Origin of the sequence: Pseudoalteromonas sp. 3D05, assembly GCF_002723455.1 — a bacterium.
In the GTDB taxonomy this organism is placed as follows: Bacteria; Pseudomonadota; Gammaproteobacteria; order Enterobacterales; family Alteromonadaceae; genus Pseudoalteromonas.
Genome location: NZ_PDUS01000021.1, coordinates 16,083 through 36,935 on the forward strand (window position 1 = coordinate 16,083; position 20,853 = coordinate 36,935).

14 protein-coding genes are annotated in these 20,853 nt (G+C 40.0%); 2 read left to right on the top strand and 12 right to left on the bottom strand.

Annotated features, from left to right (window positions below):
• Nucleotides 1-2: 2 nt before the first annotated feature.
• Genes CSC79_RS17105 through CSC79_RS17115 form a run of 3 tightly spaced genes read right to left on the bottom strand, consistent with a single transcriptional unit; the run spans nucleotide 3 to nucleotide 5,702 of the window.
• A complete protein-coding gene (locus tag CSC79_RS17105) occupies nucleotides 3-1,379 on the bottom strand; it encodes a TolC family protein (protein WP_099296959.1) in 1,377 nt (458 codons plus the stop codon).
• Nucleotides 1,372-4,527: a multidrug efflux RND transporter permease subunit gene (locus CSC79_RS17110; protein ID WP_099296960.1), complete on the bottom strand. Its 3,156-nt coding sequence runs from the start codon at nucleotides 4,525-4,527 to the stop codon at nucleotides 1,372-1,374. Before CSC79_RS17110 ends, CSC79_RS17105 begins: the two co-directional genes overlap by 8 nt.
• An 8-nt stretch (nucleotides 4,528-4,535) precedes the next feature.
• Nucleotides 4,536-5,702 (bottom strand): efflux RND transporter periplasmic adaptor subunit, encoded by a 1,167-nt coding sequence (locus CSC79_RS17115; RefSeq protein WP_099296961.1) that lies wholly within the window; start codon nucleotides 5,700-5,702, stop codon nucleotides 4,536-4,538.
• A 121-nt stretch (nucleotides 5,703-5,823) separates the two neighbouring features.
• Here CSC79_RS17115 and CSC79_RS17120 point away from each other — a divergent pair, with 121 nt between their 5' ends.
• Nucleotides 5,824-6,771 (top strand): LysR family transcriptional regulator, encoded by a 948-nt coding sequence (locus CSC79_RS17120; RefSeq protein WP_099296962.1) that lies wholly within the window; start codon nucleotides 5,824-5,826, stop codon nucleotides 6,769-6,771.
• Here CSC79_RS17120 and CSC79_RS17125 read toward each other — a convergent pair.
• A complete protein-coding gene (locus CSC79_RS17125; RefSeq protein ID WP_099296963.1) occupies nucleotides 6,768-7,799 on the bottom strand; it encodes a GGDEF domain-containing protein in 1,032 nt (343 codons plus the stop codon). The two genes, CSC79_RS17120 and CSC79_RS17125, sit on opposite strands and share 4 nt — an antisense overlap.
• A gap of 172 nt (nucleotides 7,800-7,971) precedes the next feature.
• Nucleotides 7,972-8,835: a DUF6279 family lipoprotein gene (locus CSC79_RS17130; RefSeq protein ID WP_099296964.1), complete on the bottom strand. Its 864-nt coding sequence runs from the start codon at nucleotides 8,833-8,835 to the stop codon at nucleotides 7,972-7,974.
• 489 nt (nucleotides 8,836-9,324) lie between these two features.
• On the opposite strand from CSC79_RS17130, the gene CSC79_RS17135 reads away from it, so the two are divergent.
• Complete coding sequence (locus CSC79_RS17135) at nucleotides 9,325-10,050, top strand: tetratricopeptide repeat protein (RefSeq protein ID WP_099296965.1); 726 nt, start codon at nucleotides 9,325-9,327, stop codon at nucleotides 10,048-10,050.
• A 128-nt stretch (nucleotides 10,051-10,178) separates the two neighbouring features.
• On the opposite strand, the gene CSC79_RS17140 is transcribed toward CSC79_RS17135, so the two are convergent.
• The 7 genes from CSC79_RS17140 to CSC79_RS17175 form a co-directional block, all read right to left on the bottom strand.
• Nucleotides 10,179-11,600, bottom strand: coding sequence for a coniferyl aldehyde dehydrogenase (locus tag CSC79_RS17140; RefSeq protein WP_180270453.1), 1,422 nt, complete (start codon nucleotides 11,598-11,600; stop codon nucleotides 10,179-10,181).
• A 458-nt stretch (nucleotides 11,601-12,058) separates the two neighbouring features.
• The gene (locus CSC79_RS17150; protein WP_237114056.1) at nucleotides 12,059-13,489 is read right to left on the bottom strand and encodes an SLC13 family permease; all 1,431 of its coding nucleotides are present in this window, start codon (nucleotides 13,487-13,489) and stop codon (nucleotides 12,059-12,061) included.
• A gap of 52 nt (nucleotides 13,490-13,541) precedes the next feature.
• Nucleotides 13,542-14,504: a porin gene (locus CSC79_RS17155; RefSeq protein ID WP_099296967.1), complete on the bottom strand. Its 963-nt coding sequence runs from the start codon at nucleotides 14,502-14,504 to the stop codon at nucleotides 13,542-13,544.
• A gap of 198 nt (nucleotides 14,505-14,702) precedes the next feature.
• Complete coding sequence (locus CSC79_RS17160) at nucleotides 14,703-16,067, bottom strand: sigma-54 dependent transcriptional regulator (RefSeq protein WP_099296968.1); 1,365 nt, start codon at nucleotides 16,065-16,067, stop codon at nucleotides 14,703-14,705.
• Nucleotides 16,064-17,800 carry a cache domain-containing protein gene (locus tag CSC79_RS17165; RefSeq protein ID WP_099296969.1) on the bottom strand — a complete coding sequence of 579 codons (1,737 nt, stop codon included), beginning with the start codon at nucleotides 17,798-17,800 and terminating at the stop codon, nucleotides 16,064-16,066. The genes CSC79_RS17160 and CSC79_RS17165 overlap by 4 nt, the downstream gene beginning before the upstream one ends.
• Nucleotides 17,801-17,845: 45 nt before the next feature.
• Nucleotides 17,846-19,825, bottom strand: coding sequence for a TonB-dependent receptor (locus CSC79_RS17170; protein ID WP_099296970.1), 1,980 nt, complete (start codon nucleotides 19,823-19,825; stop codon nucleotides 17,846-17,848).
• Between the two features lie 115 nt (nucleotides 19,826-19,940).
• Entirely contained in the window at nucleotides 19,941-20,204 is a 264-nt protein-coding gene (locus CSC79_RS17175) for a hypothetical protein (RefSeq protein WP_099296971.1), read from the bottom strand.
• Nucleotides 20,205-20,853: the final 649 nt, after the last annotated feature.

Below are 20,853 nucleotides of genomic sequence, written 5' to 3' on the forward strand. Positions count from 1 at the left end.
AACTAATTAACTAACGCGTAGCCCCACCGCCCATTGAATACTTGGTAAGTATCTACTTTGGCAAGTAATGACGAAATGGTTGAATCTACTGCATTCTCTTGCGCTATTAAAACATCCTGCCGCGCATCTAACAACTCTAAGTAAGGAATTTGCCCTTCTTGATACATAGCTTGTGCTTGTAAAAATGCATTATTGGCATACTTAAAACGCTCGTTTGCATACTTAGTTTGTTCGCCCTGTTTGACTAAACGCTGTAACGATAGTTCACTTTCGCTCATCGCATTTAATACAACTTGCTGATATTGACTATACGCGGCTTGTGTTAAATAGTCTTGTGCATCACGCTGGGCAAGCAAAGCAGGGTAACTCAGTAATGACCACTGGATTTTTGGCGCTAACTGCCATTGTTGTTGAGTATCAGATAACTGATTATTACCTAAGCTAATTACACCAGCAAAAGCACTCAAGCTAATATCTGGCAGTAAAGCTTTACTTGCAGCCACACTCAGTGAGCTTGCTTGGCTAAACTCAAAAAGCGCTCGACTGATATCGGGCCTAAGTGCAACCGCTTTGCTTGGGCTGGTTAAACTCACCTTAAAATTGCGGCTGAGTATATCCCTTTCATCCTCCAATTTTAAATCATCGGCAAGCTGCCCAGTTAATAAAGCCAACATTGACAAGTCACTAAACTGAGCAAATTCAATCTCAGGCAACAAAGCTTGCTGTTGCTTTAGCTGAGCCAACGTCCTATTTAAATCAAGTTCGCTTGCAACCCCCTCTTCAACACGTGCTTTTAGTACATCAATACTTTGTAAGAGCGCCTCTATTTGCAAGTTGATTATTTGCTTTTTTTGTAAGCTACCTTGGTAGCTTACAAACCCTTTTACCACTGAGGATAGTGTTTCAATTTGCAACGCCCTTACTTGCTCAGCTTGGCTCATTGCACCGGCATTCGCAGCGTCAACCAGTGCAGTGACTTTACCAAACAAGTCTATCTGCCAATCTAAACTAACACCTGATTGCGATTGCCGTGATTGACTATTACCAATGCTAGTGCGCGTCGCACTTGCACCAATATTACCTTGTGGTAAGTACTGGGCACGTTCAGCACCTAAGCGCGCTAAAGCACTTTGCAATTGAAATTGTTGGGTCTTTAAATCAAAATTATTACTTCGCGCTTTGGCAACCAGATCATTGAGTTGCTGTGAGCCCAATTTTTGCCACCAATTAAGCTCATCAGTGCCCTGTAATTGCTGTGCAATCTGCGTTTTCTCAACAAATGATTGCAAATCGGATTGGTACTGTTGCTCATCAATTTTGCTCGCACAGCCAGTTAATAAACTAGCAATAACCACAGCGGCTAATCGTAAGTTATTCATTAATTTGCTCCTGTGATGGGGCTTTAGGTGATTTGGTTACTAAAATATAAAATACAGGTGTAAACAATAAGCCAAAGACTGTCACACCTATCATGCCTGAAAACACCGCGTTCCCCATTGCATGGCGCATTTCAGCGCCTGCACCTGTGGCTAGTACAAGCGGAATAACACCTGCAGTAAATGCTATTGATGTCATTAATATAGGGCGCAAACGCATACGGCATGCCTCTAAAATGGCATCAAAATGACTCATGTTCTGCTTGGTTTTATCTCGCGCAAATTCAACCATCAAAATGGCATTTTTTGATGCAAGCGCTACTAAAACAATTAAGGCAATTTGTGTAAAAATATTATTATCGTCGCCCACTAGCCACACTCCCATTAGTGCAGAGAATATAGTCATCGGTACAATTAAAATAATAGCTAGAGGTAGCCTTAAACTTTCATACGTCGCAGCCAATACCATGAACACAAGTAAAACCACCAGTGGGAAAACATAAACCATCGTGTTACCCGCTAGAATTTGCTGGAATGTCACTTCAGTCCATTCATACTCAATCCCAGTAGGCAGGGTATCAGCTAAAATTGCCTCTATTGCATATTGCGCTTGGTCAGAGCTAAAACCTGGCGCAGGACTGCCATTGAGTTCAGCACTTGGGTAACCGTTGTAATGCATTACACGGTCAGGTCCAATTGTTGGTGTCGCTGTCAATACTGAGCCTAGTGGTACCATATTACCTTGGTTATTGCGTACTTTAAGGTTTAAAATCTGCTCTGGATCGAGCCTATACTGAGCATCAGCTTGCGCATTAACTTGGTAAGTACGGCCAAACATATTAAAGTCATTTACATACATTGAACCTAAGTATATTTGTAGCGCATTAAACACTTCATCGAGTGGAATCCCCTGTATTAAAGCTTGCTCACGGTCAATATCAATATCCATTTGTGGTACTTGAATGCGAAAACTTGAATACATGCCCATCAACGCCGGATCTTGCTGCGCTTTTGTAATTACTGCTTGAAGACTATTAAACAAGGCTTCAAAGCCTTTATTAGCACGATCTTCAATTTGTAATTTAAAGCCGCCCGTAGTTCCTAAACCTTGAATTGGCGGAGGCGGAAACACTGCTACAAATGCCTCATCAATGGCTGAGAAACGCTGGTTTAATTGAGCAGCAATCGACATTGCAGACAACTGCGGCTCACCTCTTTCGCTAAATGCATCTAAAGGGGTAAACACTATCGCGCTATTAGGGCTATTTGTGAATCCATTTACTGACAATCCCGGAAACGCAACCGTGTTTGCAACGCCCGGCACTTGCAATGCAATTTCTTGCATTTGCTTTACAACATCTTGTGTACGCTCAAGACTCGCAGCATCAGGTAATTGCGCAATGGCAACCAAATATTGTTTATCCTGAGCAGGGATGAAACCACCTGGTACAGCATCAAACAACTTAATTGTACCGCCAACTAATGCAATATAAACAACCAGTACGATAACACTCATACGCATTAATTTTTGTACCAGCTTTTGATAACCTTTTGCGCCACGGTCAAATAGGCGGTTAAACGGATTAAACAACCAGCGGCCAAATAAACGATTAAGTAAACGTGTTAATGCATCGGGTTTTGCATCATGGCTTTTAAGTAATAAAGCCGACAATGCAGGCGAAAGTGTTAATGAGTTAAATGCGGAGATGACCGTTGAAATAGTAATCGTTAATGCAAATTGTTTATAAAATTGCCCCGATAAACCACTAATAAATGCAGTAGGAATAAACACCGCACATAACACTAAGGCAATCGCAATTATTGGTCCGGTTACTTCGGTCATCGCCACCCGTGTTGCTTCTAAAGGTGATAACCCTTGACCGATATTTCGTTCAACATTTTCAACCACCACAATCGCGTCATCAACCACAATACCTATAGCCAACACCAAGCCAAATAACGATAACGTATTAATTGAGACACCTAACCATTGCATGACCGCAAACGTGCCAATCAATGAAACTGGGACTGCAATCAATGGGATAATAGATGCTCGCCAAGTTTGTAAAAACAACACAACCACAATAACAACCAATGCAATTGCTTCAAGTAAAGTCGCAATAACTGCATCAATTGAACCACGCACAAACACAGTAGGATCGTAAACTATGTCATATTCAACGCCTTCGGGAAATGCTTTAGATAGTCGCGCCATAGTTTCACGTACTTGATCAGAAAGCTCAATTGCATTTGAACCCGGACGTTGGAAAATTGGCATAGCCAGTGCTGGTTGATTATCAAGTTCAGCACGTAATGAGTAGGTGTTTTGTCCCAAGTCCACTCGAGCGACATCACTAAGGCGAGTTAATTGCCCTTGTTCGCCCACTTTAATAATAACTTGCTCAAACTCTTCAACACTGTTTAAGCGCCCTTTAACATTCAGCAATACTTGAAACTGACTGTCTGTTGAGGCTGGCTGGGCACCTAAGCTACCCGCTGCAACCTGTTGATTTTGAGCACGAAGAGCAGTAACAACATCCATCGCTGTCAAACCACGAGCAGACAATGCATCTGGGTTTAGCCACACTCGCATAGAATACTGACCACCGCCAAATAACTGCACATCACCCACACCCGCTAATCGTGCGATTTGGTCTTTAATATACAAGTCAGCATAATTCGATAGGTATGCTGTATCGTGTGTTTTCTGTGGTGAATATAAATGTACAACCATGGTCAAATCAGGCGATGATTTTTCTGCAACCACACCTAAACGCTGTACCTCTTCAGGTAAGCGCGGTAACGCACTGTTTACGCGGTTTTGCACTTGTACTTGCGCTCTATCGAGATCAGTACCAAGCGCAAATGTAACAGTTAAGGTCATTCGGCCATCACTGGTCGCTTGTGAAAACATGTACAGCATATTTTCAGTGCCATTTATCTCTTGCTCTAACGGTGTTGCGACAGTTTGAGCTATTACCGTTGGGTTTGCACCTGGGTAGTTAGCGGTTACAACTACGGTAGGTGGAACGACTTCGGGATATTCGCTCACGGGGAGCTGAAATAGCGAGATCCCACCCGCAATGAGGATAATTAACGACAGCATTGCTGCAAAAATCGGGCGCTGAATAAAAAAGTGTGAAAATTTCATGTTATGCCCTACTTTTTAGCCATTAAATTGTGAGAAGACGGCTGTAAAGTGAATGCAATACCCGAGGTATCTAATGTTACTGTGTTAGGTGCTACAGGCATCCCAGGGCCAACTCTAGCAGGGCCATTCACAGCAATAATATCAGTGTCAGATAAGCCTGACGTCACCACCCTGAAACGTCCATACCGCTCACCCACAGTGACTAGCTTGTACTGTAAAACATTGTTCTGACCAACGGTTAATACAAAACGATTTTTTAGATCAGTGCCTATAGCACGATCAGGGACGATGATATGCTTTTGTACCGCATTCGCAGCAAGCTTAATCCGCGCAAATGAGCCTGCTCTTAATTCATTGTTTGATTGCTCAAACCGTGCTCTTACGCGCAATGTCCCTGTTGCTACATTAATTTGATTATCTATAAAATCGATATAGCCTGCATGGTCAAATGTTGCTTTACCCACTTTTTGCATCACAACCGCTTGTTTATCTGAACGGGTAACATCACTAAATGATCGATTCCATGTACGCTCATCTACATCAAAATATGCATACATCGTTTTATTTGAAACAATCGAGGTTAAAACCGATTGCCCAGCTTGAACATTATTGCCCTTTGTTATATTTGCACGTGAAACAATGCCTTCTATCGGTGAGCGAATTTTAGTAAAAGCCAAGTCAAGTTCAGCAGCTGTTAATTGCGCTTTATAGGCAGCTAATTGCGCTTCGCGTTGATGCAAGGTTGAAGTACGTGATTCAGCTTGTTCAGTTGAAATTGCTTTACGCTGGGTTAGTCGCTCAGCTCTTTTAGCTTCACTACTCGCTTGCTCCAATGCAGCTTTTGCACTGGTGACTTGCGCTCTTAAGCTAGCAACAATGGCTGCGTAAGGGCGTGCATCTAGTTCGAATAACAAGTCCCCTTTTTTAACCACGTCTCCTTCTTCAAAAGCTATATTCTCAATAACACCTGAAACACGGGGCATTAAGGAGACCTCTTCAGGTGCCTCTAAACGAGTTGTATAGGTATGCCAACTTTGCACAGGCTTTGTGATTACTGCTGCCACATCTATAGGTTGTAGCTGTTGTTGGGTATTTTCTTGTGCGGGTTCTTCTGCACACCCGCTTAAGGTTAGTAATGCCGCTATAATTGCGGTAGCTATTAAGTGCTTGTTCATTTCAACGCTGCTCCATTTTATTTATTAATAAATGGTACGGAACAAACATGCGGACAAAAACCATAGATTTTCAAATTCATTAATGCCAAAATGGCACCAATTATTATTGAGTGGATATATCATGGACACAACGAGCCGTTTATTGATGTTATTAGAAGTCGTGGAAAGAGGGTCGTTTGCTAAAGCTGCCGAAACACGCAACATTGATAGGTCTGTTATTTCTAAACAAATTAGTCGCTTAGAGGATGACTTAGGTGTTCGGTTACTCAATAGAACAACACGGTCTTTTTCACTAACAGCTGCTGGTGCAGAAATGGTAAAAAAAGCAGCAGAGCTTAGAGAACTACTCAGTGAAACGATTCGTCTTGCTGAAAATTACCATCAAGAACCACGCGGTGTACTTAAAATAACCTCGTCTACAATTATTGGCCGGCGCTACTTACAACCGGTTATCAACGATTTTCAAAAACGCTTTCCCCAGGTAGAAGTTGAATTGAGGCTTGATGATAAGTTAGTTGATTTAGTGTCAGAAGGATTTGACTTGGCTTTTCGCGTTGGCGAACCTAAAGATTCATCACTCATTGCCCGCAAAATTGCACGAAATAGATTATTATTATTAGCGTCACCCGAATTTATAAATACTTATGGGATGCCTGAAAGTATTGAAGATTTAGCCGATTTACCAGCTGCTAGCTATTCGAGCACTTCTTTAAGGGTTGAAGGCGTTCGCTATATTGATCAAAATGGTGATGCTCAAGAGCAAAAAATAAAAAGTGTGTTTAGAGCAAATGATGCTGAAGTTTTATTAGAAAAAACGCTATCTGGTACAACTTATGTTTTAGCGCCCGCTTTTATAATCGATAACGAAGTCACATCAGGGCGATTGGTACCGTTATTAACAGATCTACACCTTACTGAATACAGTGCAATGTACGCTGTTTATCCGCACCGAGATTTACCAGTTAGGACACGCCTTTTCTTTGATGCTATAAAAGAACATTTAGGCAAAGACACACCACTTTGGGAAAATAATATACCAAATTTTGACAGTATGTATCGCGGCCGTTAAGAGATCTTCTTTAGGTCACTAAGCATAACAACATCTTCTGGTGGCATAACAACCTGGTTTCGGCCGTTTCGCTTTGCCTCATACAGCCTGTCGTCTGCCGCTTTTATAGTGTATTTTAATGTTTCACCTGATTTATATTGCGCAACACCTACACTAACCGTCAGTGCAATCATTTGATCATCAATTAAAAATTGATGTTCCTCAATACTGCTGCGGATCATTTGCGCACTGTATTTTGCTTCATCAAACGAGCAACCATGTACAAAAATTGCGAACTCTTCGCCACCTATCCTGAAAACATGCGCATCAGGTAACTTATGTTTTATGATTTGGGTAACAGCCACCAATACTTTGTCCCCTACCGCATGGCCATAAACGTCATTCACCCGTTTAAAAAAGTCTAAGTCCATAACAAGGGTATACAAACCGAGCTTATTAATAAGTTTAGTCTCGAAAATATGGTTCATGGCAAGGCGGTTTCCAGTGCCTGTTAATGGGTCGAGCAATGCTAAATTTTGCAATTGTTTGTATGAGTTTTCTCGGCTGCTTTCAAATACATGAGCTAACACCCAAATAAGTAAATAAGCCAAAGCTAAATTTAGGCCTAAATTTAAAGCGGCAAATGGTTTAGAAGACAACACAATGGCCTCCAGCACGAGTGAGAGGCAAGATAATATAGCTCCCCAGCGAACTCCCATTAATAAATAAAAAGCAATTGGAAGCACTAATAACCAAACAAACAATGCGTTTTTCATTGGGGCCAGATGACTGCCAAATACAACCAGAAAAGCTAAAAATAAACAAATACTGAGAGATTGCCAGAGCTTAACCTGTTCACTGGAAATAGTGATGTATATATAGAAGCAATAAAGTGCAAACACACTTTCTAGCAAACCGAGTACTAAAAAGTTGTTGATAAACACATTAAAGTAACTAAATGCTGCTGCGACAAAGCTTAAACAGAAACACATCCATTTTAGTATCTTACTACGTAAGACATGTGTACTGTTTAGTGCTGCAATAGTCATCTAAATACTTAGTTTTAAATTAATAACATCAAGTTTAAACACTCTTTGTTAGAACTCAAGCTAAAATGACAAATGCATGATTTAAAGCCGTCTTTTGGACTTAGTGGCTGTAAATACTTATCAGTAAAATAACCACAACCAATAATTTAAACATGTCGCGTAAATCGGCTGTTTAGTCTGCTATTAAGTCATCAATTTCTTCTATCATGTCTTTAAACTTGTCCTCGGCATGCTTCATTTGTTTCGGGGTAAGTGTATGGCGTAATTCAACTAATAGCTTCGCATATAAAGCTTGGTTTTTCTCAGTTGCAGCCATTAACTCTGGACTCATAAACGCTTCACGTTCAGTAATAATACGCAGCAAGTTTTGCCTAAATTCAGCCGAATTTGTTGTAGGATTGTCAAATACTGCAACCAAGGCATCTAACCGAGTGTTTTTGTATTTTTGCCATTGTACAAATCGTGGTTCATAGCTATCATTAGCATTCGAAATAAGAGTGAGCTGCTGTTGCGAAAGCTTTCCTAACCACTCTTTGTAAGTTTCGGTTTGTTTCTCTAATAGTTCTTCACTTCGCTCTGTATCGGTTTGCTTTTCATATTCTTCCAACTCTTCATTTATATCGTCTCGAATCTTAGCAATAAACTGCATTTTTTGCTTTTTATCAAGGGATTTAGCGACGTCTATTAACGGTTGGGCAATTTTGTCGACCAAGGTCTGCCAATGGCCTCTTGAATTATTAAAATGCTCGATGAGTGCCTGCTCAGATGGTGAATCGTTTAGTATATTTTGCAAATGAATTAGATCAGCTTTATAAAGCGGTAATTGGCTTGTTCTATGCCAGTCACGCGTATCTTTGATCAATAATTTGACCGTCTGCGATTGTTGCTTATTTAGATCTACATAATCGTCAATCCAGAAACCTGACAGCCAACCAATATTGTTGTAGGTGAAACTTGCTGAACATCCGCTGACAAATAAGATGAAGATAATCAACAGCCCATTTCTTAAACTTAACTTTTTATTGTTTTTGTACATGTAAGTATAATCCCTCGTTATTCTGCCCATAGGTTTGTTGGCATTAGTTATACTGAATATAAAATAATTACGATCACAAATTTGATAATAATTCTCATTTAACTATTGACCCGCACGAATATGTAAGTAATAATCATTCCCATCAACACGGACTCATTTATTTATGTACCGACCTCAGTGCCTAAGGATAGAATACCCAGCATGGATGCTGGCCCCATAAACTGTGTGTTGATGAAGAGCGTGCCGCTTCAGTGAGAGACTTTACTCGACCCAAAGTATTTCATTTTCAGATCACATTTACTTGCTACATTGCTCATATCGGTGACGGTTGATATGAATCAAAAAGCCCCTGAGGGGCTTTTTTTATTTCTTTAATTTATCCCTTAATATCTGTATCTTACCCTCAATATTACGATTTTTAATTATAAGTTGGGTTTTTTGCAGCTTAGATCTAAAATTATACAGTTACAACTTATTGGAGGTTTAGTCATGTGGCAACCGAAATTAAAAGTATTGTTAATGATTGGTGCATTAAGCGTGCCTTGTTTTAGTCATGCAGGTCTAGAAGAAGGCATTAAAGCCGCCAATGAAGGGCAATTTGAAGAGGCCTTAAAAGAATTTAATTACCTTGCCGATAAAGGGTTTGCACCGGGTATTTATGAGCTAGGACAGTTATACGAAAACGGTCACGGTGTAACCCGTAATTACCGCAAAGCGGCGGATTTGTACCAGCAAGCTGTTAACAAGAGCCACGTTGACTCTATGTTTGCCCTCGCTGTGCTTTATGATGAAGGTAAAGGCGTTAAGCTTGATAAGCAAATGGCCGTGACATTATTTAAGCAAGCTGCAGAAAAAAACTTGCCAGCAGCACAATTTAACCTCGGAGTGATGTACTCAAATGGCACTGGCGTCAAACTTGACTACAAAGAAGCGCTAAAATGGTATGAAAAAGCAGCTGGAAACAACTACTCCTTAGCTCAGTTCAATATTGCACTTATGTATTATGAAGGTTTAGGTGTTGAAAAGAATATAGAAAAATCATATATCTGGAACTCAGTAGCCGAGTTTAACGGAAACTTAAACGCAAGCCATAGCCGTAAACTTGATGAAAGAAAAATGCTACCTGCACAAATAACTGAAGCTAAAGAAAAAGCGAATGTGCTTTATGAGCGAATTCAAGCAGGATTATATGCAGGAGAAGACCGAATCTATTAACAGTAATTAGCACTCATATAATTGTTGCCCGATAAAGCTGTTTAAAAACAGCACGTTTTCGGGCAATTTAAAGACTCTTTATTACTGATTGGTGATGCTTTATGAATCAAATAGCGACTTTGCATTTGTTAATTACGCAAATACATCCACTTAAGTAATTTAATAAGCAATGAGTTTTGAGAAAGCAGTAAGTTTAACCGTGGATTAAATTGACCACTTATTAATTTACTTCTCTCATGACTAAAGGTCATAAACCCTTCTCTACCATGATAATTTCCCATACCAGATTCACCTAAGCCGCCAAATGGGACATCTTCCGCTGTTACTTGCATAAGCGTATCATTTAATGCAAGCGTGCCACTTTGCGTTTGCAACTCTATTGATTCGTTAACAGCCTTATCATGACCCATCACATACAATGCCAGCGGTTGAGGATGGTTATTAATATACGCTATAGCGTCCGTTAAATTGTCATAACCCATGATAGGTAATATTGGCCCAAATATCTCTTCTTGCATTACCAACATATCATCATTCACATGTGTCACTAAGTGCAACCCCATACGATGCTTTTGTTGATCGGTCATATTATCATCAAGAGGCTCTATTACTTGTGCGCCTTTGCTTTTTGCATCCTCAAGTAAATTATTTAATCGCTCGTAATGATCAGTATTTACTACTGACGTTAAATTTTTTCCCTCTACACCCAGTCCATAATATTTTTTATACAAAGAGCATAAGCTTTGAGTTAGTTGATGTTTTAACTCGTTAGGAACTAAAACATAATCTGGCGCGACACAAATCTGGCCAGCATTAGACATTTTACCAAACAAAATAGCCTTTGCAGATTTATTAATATCGGTACCGGGTGTTATGACCACTGGCGACTTTCCACCGAGCTCTAAAGTCACAGGAGTCAAATTTTTGCTTGCGGCGGCCATTACATGGCGCCCAACGTTGGTAGAGCCAGTAAAAAACAAATGCGCGAATGGCAAAGCTGAAAACTGCTGGCTTACCTGTGTCTCACCTTCAATTACCGTACAATGCTCACTTAATTCGTCGCTAAAAAGTCGCTTTAAAACTTGATTAGTATGAGGTGTAAACTCACTTAACTTCAGTAACACACGGTTACCTGCAGTTAGCGCCGTTGCTACTGGCACGAGTGCAAGCTGAATCGGGTAATTCCACGGAGAAATAACACCCACGACTCCTTTTGGTTGATAACTTACAGAGACTTTAGAAGGTGCTAACGAAATACCTGCCCGACGCGGCGTATCTTTCGCCCATTTAGGGAGATGCTTAATATTATAAGCAATGGCTTTCACTGTCGGTAAGATATCACCTAAAACAGTGTCAAAACCTGTTCTGTAGCCAAAATCTTTTGAAATAGCAGCGACTATCTCACCTTCAGACTCAATGAGTTTGCTTTTAAGTATTTTTAAAAGATTAATACGATCTTTTATAGTGGGATAAGGGACACTGTCAAAGCGTGTTTGCATGAGGTTGAAAGCAGACGTTAAGTCAGCAGAGATACTAGCACTGTCAGTCAAAAGAAAATCCGTTCATTAAAATTACCAGGAATTACTATAACTGTGTTTATACAGAGGAGCAATAAAGAGTGCTTATACTAGGGCGTGTTGACCTTTGTGGATTGAAATTTGTTCAATCTAGGGGCGATTTAATCGCGGCGCGAGGTTTGTAACCTAGCGGGCTAAGTAAAAACCGAGCAAAGCTACCGCGTCCTGCTAGCGCCCCTTACCTACATCCATGTAGGTAACAAAGAGTCAATCGCCCCTAGATAGAACCCTTTGGGCAGCGCATGTTTGGCATTTATACTGCGTTATCGCCTATTTATGGGGAACAACCACACTGCATAGGCGCTGCCTTGCCTAAATACCAAACATATTGCTGCAAAATTAATCACGAAAGGTCAACACGCCCTAAAGTATAAGCACTCTTGGTTGGGTAATTCTAACCAAGGCAACTCAAAATACGAGCGCCGTTGGAGTTAAAAATTAAACACTGATGCAGCTATAGTCATAGTAACTAATGTGATCAGCACGATTGCAATGATATTTAAGACAAACCCTGATCTGATCATATCTCGCATCTGTATCTGTCCCGAGCCAAACACAATCGCATTAGGCGGCGTTGCAACAGGCATCATAAAGGCACAACTACATGCTATTGCAGCAGGAATAACCCACACTAATGGAGTTCCAGTGATTGATTCAGCAACTGGCCCAAGTAAGGGTAAGAACCCTGCGGCCGTTGCCGTATTACTTGTTATTTCAGTTAAGAATGTGATCATAGTTGCCACCAATAATACACTCAAAACCAAAGGTATTGTGTCTGCACCATCAATAAGGTGTGCAATGTACTCGGCTAAACCAGAAGACTTAATTTGAGCAGCAAGGGTTAAGCCACCACCAAATAACAATAATACACCCCAAGGAACACCTGATGTGCTTTGCCAATCTAAAATGCGTTCATTACTGCCTTTATTTGCAGGTAATACAAACAACATTAGTGCTGCAGCAATTGCAATACCGGTATCAGATATTTTTAAACCAGAAAAATCAGCAAGTAGAGGCCTGAAAATCCAACACACAGCAGCCAGTGCAAATACGGCTAAAACGCCTTTTTCGGCACGTTGCATTGAACCGAGTTCAAGTAACTGCGTACTAAATAACGATTTAGTGTCTACTTTTACACTCCCAGCCTCTGTCTTATCTACTTTATAGGCAAATTGAGTTAACCAAACCCAGCAAATAACCAACATAACCAAAGACAAAGGCACACCTACCATCATCCATTGTGAAAAACCAATTTCAATTTGATAGCTATCAGACAAATAAGCAGCCATTAATGCATTGGGTGGTGTACCAATCAATGTAGCTATACCACCGATACTGGCACCATAAGCGATGGACAACAACAACGCTTTACCAAACCCATTGTTGTGTGGATTAGATTGTTGCACTAAGTGTGTAATAGATAGTGCTATAGGCAACATCATCACTGCTGTTGCTGTATTGGACATCCACATTGATAAAAAGGCAGTCACAAGCATCATTGCTAAAATTTGGTAACTGGGTTTTGACCCTGCATAAAGCATTGTTTTAAGTGCTATACGCTTGTGTAATCCCCATCGTTCCATGGCAATAGATATTAAAAATCCACCCAAAAATAAAAAGATTAACGGATGGGCGTAAGGTGCGGCCACGCTCTTAATTGAAGCAATATCTGCCAAAGGTGAAAACACAAGTGGCAAAAGTGAGGTCGCAGGAATAGGCACTACTTCACTGACCCACCATGATGCCATCCAAAATGCTAAACCCGCGGTTCTAAAAGCCGCAACACTCAGCCCCGATGGAGGATCAACTAAACAGGTGATTAACATAATGCACGGACCTAGCAACAGCATAATATATTGCATAAGCGGTGACTTACCTTGATTGTTATTAATTATTTCACTCATCACTTATTCCTTAAAATTTGTACTTAAGGCCTAATGCAAGGCTGCTATCGCTTTGATGATCAAGATCTAGATCAGTATAAAAAAGGTAAGCTGTTGTTTGCTTGTCAAATACATAATCTATACCACCAGTCCACTGGCTACCATCGTTAGCATGGCGTAACTGCGAATCATCACTGGCAAATTGTACTTTAGGCACCCACTGCCCCATTTTGTAGCTGGCACTAACCACATAGCCATTGCCTGATTTGCTACCATCTATTGATTCACTGCGCTGATAGATTGCGCCAAATTGCCACTGTGCTTGTTTAAGTACACCAGCTATGCGCGTAGCATTAATATTGTTTAAGGAGTCAACATGGCTGATTGCGACATAGTAATCTTTATTTTTTAAACCACGATCACCATAAATTATAGTTGCTGCAAACCCAGCTTCGTTATTTGCACTGTCATCTTTAGGCGCATAAGTGAGGGATAGCTGCGCACCCGAAAAAGATTTTGATGTGTACGTTAGTGTATCACCCAGTCTATCCTGCCCTGGTAAAAGCTGAGCGATATCTGCTTGGGTTTCATTAAAGTTATCTACTTTGCCTTCAGAATATTTAAATCGAGTATCATTACGTCCGATAACCACTTCACCAAAGTTACCTTTTAAACCTAAGTAAGTATTACGCGAACTAAATGGGTCATTGGTATTATCATGTTCAAACCCTTTGACCTGTACTTCGTACTTGAAAACGGCGCTAAGTGATTCAGTTAATTTGTGATTACCTTTAACACCAATACGAGAAAAAGGCGCATCGATTTGCGTGCCTTCATTGGCGTAGCGCATTATGCCTTTGTCCGTGTTCGCAACTTGAACTTCTGCCTTGCCGTAAATGTTATATTCTGCGCCGTGAACATTTTGCCAAGGTGCAAGCAATGCAACCGTAGAAGCTGCAATTAGTAATGTTTGATTTTTATCTATTATAGTCATTATGTGCCTTCATTATTATTAGGATGATTTGTTGCTCCTAGTAATAAAGGCAAATATGTTGCCAATCGTTAAATAAACATTAAATACATTTAAAATCAGTACGTTAAATTTAACCTCAAAAGTAGTAGAAACTAGAATGGGTAGAAAGTCACACAATTAAAATACACAGCTGTCACCAAAACCACCCATTTTAGGTGGCTAATCTTTAAACATATCTTTATTCAAACCATACTTACTCATCTTGTCGTAGAGTGTTTTTCGCGCAAGTTGCAATGTTTGCATAGTTTCTTTAATACTGCCTTGATGGCGCTCTAACGCCTCCTCCAATAATGATTGTTCATAAAAGCTAACCTTTTCCGCTAAACTTAGATCTACAGGAGGGGTTGCTTGATTGACATTATTAGCCTCAAAAGCAAGATCAGCACCTAACAAAACTGCACGTTCAGCCTGATTTCGTAACTCTCGCACGTTCCCAGGCCAATCATACTGCAATAAATATTGTTGAGACTGAGCATTTAATGGTGCCGGTGGTTTGTGAAAACGTGTTGCGGCTATCGAGCTAAAATGCTTAAACAATAAAGGGATATCTGGTTTTCTATCGCGCAATGCAGGAATGCTCACTTTCACCAAATTCAAGCGGTAGTATAAATCAGCGCGAAACTTTCCCTCATCAACCAAGGTTAATAAATCAACTTTAGTCGCTGCAACAATTCTAACGTCTAGATCAATCGCTTTATTTTCACCAACGGGGGTTACTTTTCGCTCTTCAAGTACACGTAGTAGTTTAATTTGTAATGACATTGGCGTGCTTTCTATTTCATCAAGAAAGACCGTGCCGCCTTGTGCAAACTCAAACTTACCTTGGCGACTCTGCGTGGCGCCGGTATAAGCGCCACTGGCAGCACCAAAAAGCTCACTTTCGATTAATTGTTCAGGCACTGCACCGCAATTTATTGCCACAAAATTACAATTGGAGCGGCTACTTTGGTCGTGTAAATATCGAGCCACCAGCTCTTTACCTGTGCCAGTTTCACCTTCTATCATCACATCTGCGGGAGTATCAATTACCGTGTTTAAAAGATGCATCATATGCTGCATTTGTGGCGTTTCGCCTAAAATTCTAACCCCTGGTGCAGATGTTTTTTCAACCGCTAACTTTAAGGCTCGGTTTTCCATCACTAAGGCTCGTTTATCGCAAGCGCGTGCAAGGCAGTCCAGCAGTTGTTCGTTGAGTGGCTTTTCAAAGAGATCGTACGCCCCTAATTGCATAGCTTTGACTGCAACTGAGACATCTGCAAACCCAGTTAAAAATATGACGGGGAGCTCACTATCAAATGCTCGGACTTGCTCGAGCATCGCTAAACCATCCATTTTCGGCATATTGATATCACTGATCACAACACCGTTAAATCGTCGAGTAAGCTTAGATAAAGCGCTAAGTGGGTCATTAAAGCATTGAACTTCATAGCCTTCTATCTCAAGCAGCTGCTTGATAGAGTCTCGGATCATTGCTTCATCATCAATCACAATAACCTGTTTACACTGTTGCTCTAACTCAGTCATATACTTCCTTTATCCGAGGCTAAGGTAATAATAAATTGTGCTCCTCCACTTGGCCGGTTATGCGCAGTTAAGCAACCGTCAAATGAGTGTATAATTTGTTTTGAAATAGATAAACCAAGGCCTAGACCATTGCTGGACTTGGTACTATAAAATGGCTCAAAAATGGTTCCTAGTGCATGCTGTTCAATACCAGGGCCAGTATCGAGTATTGAAAACTTCACTCGCCCGTCAAATTGCTCAAGCTCAAAGCTCAGCTCTTTAACGTTTTGCTCTGCCATTGCTTGGCTCGCGTTTGTGATTACGTTCACTAAAACTTGTTCAAACTTAATACCATCGACCCAAACAGTAACCGAATCGTCAATTTCGATGGGCCGTACTGTAATTTGATTTTGTTTAAGTTGCGCACTAGCAATCAACATCGCATTTTTTAACAATTGAGATAGGTTTTGTGAGCGTAGTTGTGTTTGTGCTGGTTTACTAAAGTGTTTTAATTGACCTACAATTTGATGTACACGCTCTATCAACCCTTGCACAATTACAATGTTATCTTCTGCTGCTTGAACATTACCCTTAGCAATCAGTTTTTTTGCACTGAACAAATAGGTACTCATTGCACTAAGAGGTTGGTTAATTTCATGGTTTATGCCTGCACTCAATTGCCCAATTGTGGCTAACTTGGCAGATTGTACTAATGCAATTTGCGCTTTTTCTAATGCATCTGTACGTTCTATAACCTCTTGCTCAAGACTATGGCGCGAATAAAGTAACTTTTTATAGCCTGCAAAACGAGACATTAAGACATAACCAATAGCTAAAGTAATAATGTAAAAAACACTGAGCCAAAAAAGACGAGGAACTTGAGCAATGTTAACCGACGACACATCCACTAATACAGTAATCTTTGCGTTTAGCTGTTCAATGTCTGATTCAGCAAAAACATACTGAGCAAGGCCTGCCCCCTGCATTATATTCAATAACCTAATATCTCGGCTGCTACTAATATGAGATACTATTTTTTTTGGAATATGATCAAGGTAACTTCGTTTAGAGATAAGCGCCTGTCGCTCAGTTTCACTAAACGTTCTTAGAGTGTTTAATCGCCAAGGGGCTATACTAGCAATTGCAATCACACCATCACTCATTGTCATATAAAAGTGACTCGTTTGTGATGCGTTAAGGAGTTGTCTGTCATTTTCAAATTTCGATACATTTACTTTTAATGCGACAACACCAATAACAGCGTCATCTTTGTAAATAGGTTCTGAAAAGTAAATTCCTCGCTCATTTGAACGCAGGCCAAGCGCAAAATAAGCCACCTTATTGCCCGCTATAGCTTCATAAAAATAGGGCCGAAAAGCAAAATTGTTTCCTATGTATGTATAGTCTAACTGCCAGTTACTCGAGGCAATAACATCCCCCTTCAAGTCTAATAGGTATACGTCAGATGCACCACTTGATTGCTGAATATCTGCTAGGTAGTTATTAACCGAATTGGTCGATTTATTATCATTTTGAATAAAGCCAGACAATAATTGATTGTCTGTTACAAGGTGGGGTATTGCAGAAAATCGAGCCAGTTCGGTATCTAAATATCGGCTTAACTGCGTGACTTGCTGTTTAGCTTGCCCTGCACTTTGTTGTAAATCATACTGACGCCCAAACCAAAATGCGCAAACCAGTAGTACAAGCAGAACACCTGAGCCTGCTATATATTTTTTTGAAATGCGCTGCATTATGTATCGTTTACCTAAAGAAAAACATGAGGGCGCTCGTCCCTTTTAAAAGTCCATTGAATAGTTTAACGATATTTCTCTAGATACGCCAGCTACTGCACCAGTAGCTACGCGAGGATCATAGGTATTATACTGCTTATCAAATAGGTTATACATTTTTAAAGTTAAATGACTTTTATCGTTTATCGAATATCGTGATGTTGCTGAAAATAGCATATAGCTTGATTGTACAAAGGGGGCCGTCGTTAAAGTTTCACCTTTCACTTCCCCGCGCCATAAACCGTTTATACTGAACAACCATTGGTCCAACTGGTAACTACTTATAATGCTTGCAAACCGTTTGAAAGTCGGTTTTATGGGCTCATCAAAGTACTGAGTATAAGTACCTGTCAACGAAACCTCAGGCGTTATATTCCATCTACTATCAATCTCAACACCACGGTTTGTATCATCAAGCTGATTTGAAAATGTGAACATGTTGGTCTTATTTTCCTGCGGTATGGTGGAGATAAAATCGTGTAATTGATTGTGAAATAGCACCATATTTGAATGCCATGACTTAGCCTCATGACGCCATACAAGCTCTGTCGTTTTAACATATTCAGATCGCAGCTCAGGATTACCTACAGTAACATCATCATTTGAATATAATTCATTGGTTACTGGGGTTCTGAATGATTCACCATACTGTAACTTAAATGTATTCGCAGGTGTTGGTTGATAAATAGTAGCAAAACGTGGTGACAACTTACTCTCGATATTTTTGACATCGTCAAAACGACTACCAAGAAAAACTGTAACAGTTTCAGACAACGGGATTTTTAACTGCCCGTACACACTGTGTGTTTCAAATGAGGCTTTAAGGCTGGCAAAAGGAGCAAACTCTTTGATGGTGCTAATTTGGCCTAAATAATAAGCATCATCAAGGATTATGTTACCACTTGCTTGATCATAAAAGTTTGTTCGTACACCAGCTGATTTTTGCTGCGCATCAGAGAACTCATACCCTGCATTAACAACCCAATCGTTAGTGAGTTGGTGTTTAAAGTCAATGTTTACTTTTAAATCAGACGTTGTCCACGCAGGACCATTTAAAAAATCATTTTCTGCGAAGGGGTTATTGCTAGCCGCTAATATTAATCCGGCACTTTGAATATCATGCTCTGAATACGCCACTTTTGTTGTTAATTGTGTTGTTGTATTTTGCAGCCAATCATAGGCAACTGAAACAAAATGATTCTCACTTTGATGTTGATTTTGTTTAGAATAACCTGCAAGGTTGATAAATTCATCAAGCTCAACTTTGTTGTAACGTCCTCTTATCTGAAGCTCGTTTATGTCAACACCCGCTTCAAAATATATTGATTCCAAAGGGTCTCGTACACCTTGAGGATAATAATCCCCCTCTTTTTTATTAATTGCCAAAGAAGTAAATGCGTTTACATCTTCATTAAATTGATAATGAGCACTGAGCGATACCCCTCGTTTGCCGTTTGAACCTATCATCGCTGTGACTTCATTAACGTCATGTTTTGTGACAACGTTCATCACCCCCATAAACGCATTACTGCCATAGAGTGCAGAGCCTGGACCACGGATAAACTCAACTTTTTCAATTATCTCGATGGGTATAAAAGGCATGTAAACAGATGCTTTGCCAAACGACGATTCATTAATACGCTCGCCGTTGATCATAACTAATACATTGCCGCTATCTAAGTAGACCCCACGCGCATGATCTTTTGGTACTGCGCCTACCCAATCTCCACGTGTAGATTGCATTCCTGGGACGAAATTCATTAGTTCGTAGGCACTGTCGACACCTAAAAGGTTTATTTTTTGTTTATTGAATACGGTAATAGTGGAAGGAGCGGAGGCGAGTGTTTCTGAGGTATTAGAGCCAATGTCAACTTGAACGTTGAGCAAATCTTCAAAGCTCATTGAAAATAAATCTTCAGATTCTGCAGCTAAAATAGGGGCTGCGCTTAAGCACAAATACAGACAAAAAGTTTGCTTCAAAGTCATTACGCCACAACACCTGTAATTAATAAAAAAGGTCGACGGTGCATTATAACCATCTATTTACAATATTAATACAAATGTGTCACGGCGTACGGGTTTTTCTAAAATTTTTCGCGTGTTAAGCGTTTGAGGTCACTGGTTTTGCTTTTAAATATTTGTACAAGCCGATTAAAGACGCCGCTATCCAAAAAATCTCAATAACAAAACTCGCCAAATTAAAATTATAACAAAGGCTTATCAGTAACAATATCGCACCAGATAAATTCATTATGTTATAAAGCAAACCAGTCGGTGTTGCTTTGCCCAGTTGCAGCATAAAAAACGCGCCCACAACTAAAAAAGTACCTGTCATACCAATAATATCAAATAAAAGTGCAATCACGGGGTTTCCCTTGTCCATTACTATAATTACCCACACTACTGGCCCATTCCATGGGGAGGGTTGTTTTCATTCATTGAAACAGCAAACCGAGTAAGTTTAGCAGGGTAGAAAAATTGACACAGGATAAATGTCCGCTTTTAAAACGAACTGAATTTAAAAAGGAGTTTAAGCTAAATAAATAGTCGCACTATATTTTTGCATAATGCATTTACTTCGCAAAAGTATCTGATAGCTTTTGATTATACGTATTCAACAGTCAGTTGAATCGCCTCGCTTGATTTGATCTGCATAAGAGGAAAGCGGTTCTTTGTTATTGTATTGCCCCACCTCGATGTAATACAGAGTAAATAACCGAGTAATAAACCAAAACCATTTAGCAGTTAGCCTTTTTGAAAGTAATTATAACCGCAAAAACACACTGATATTCAAGTGTGTTTAAAGCGATATTTATATAATCTAAAAAACAAATACAAAGGCGAAATTAATGTGAGGAACATGCCAATAAAGAACGAATAAAGAACAACTTTTCTTTTCGATACTGAGTGCTCAGCTGATACCCATAGGTTTGAACATATGAATATAAGGCTATAAATAGTTAATATGGGTATTAAAACCGACGCATCAAAATTATATCCTTCCATACTCAAAT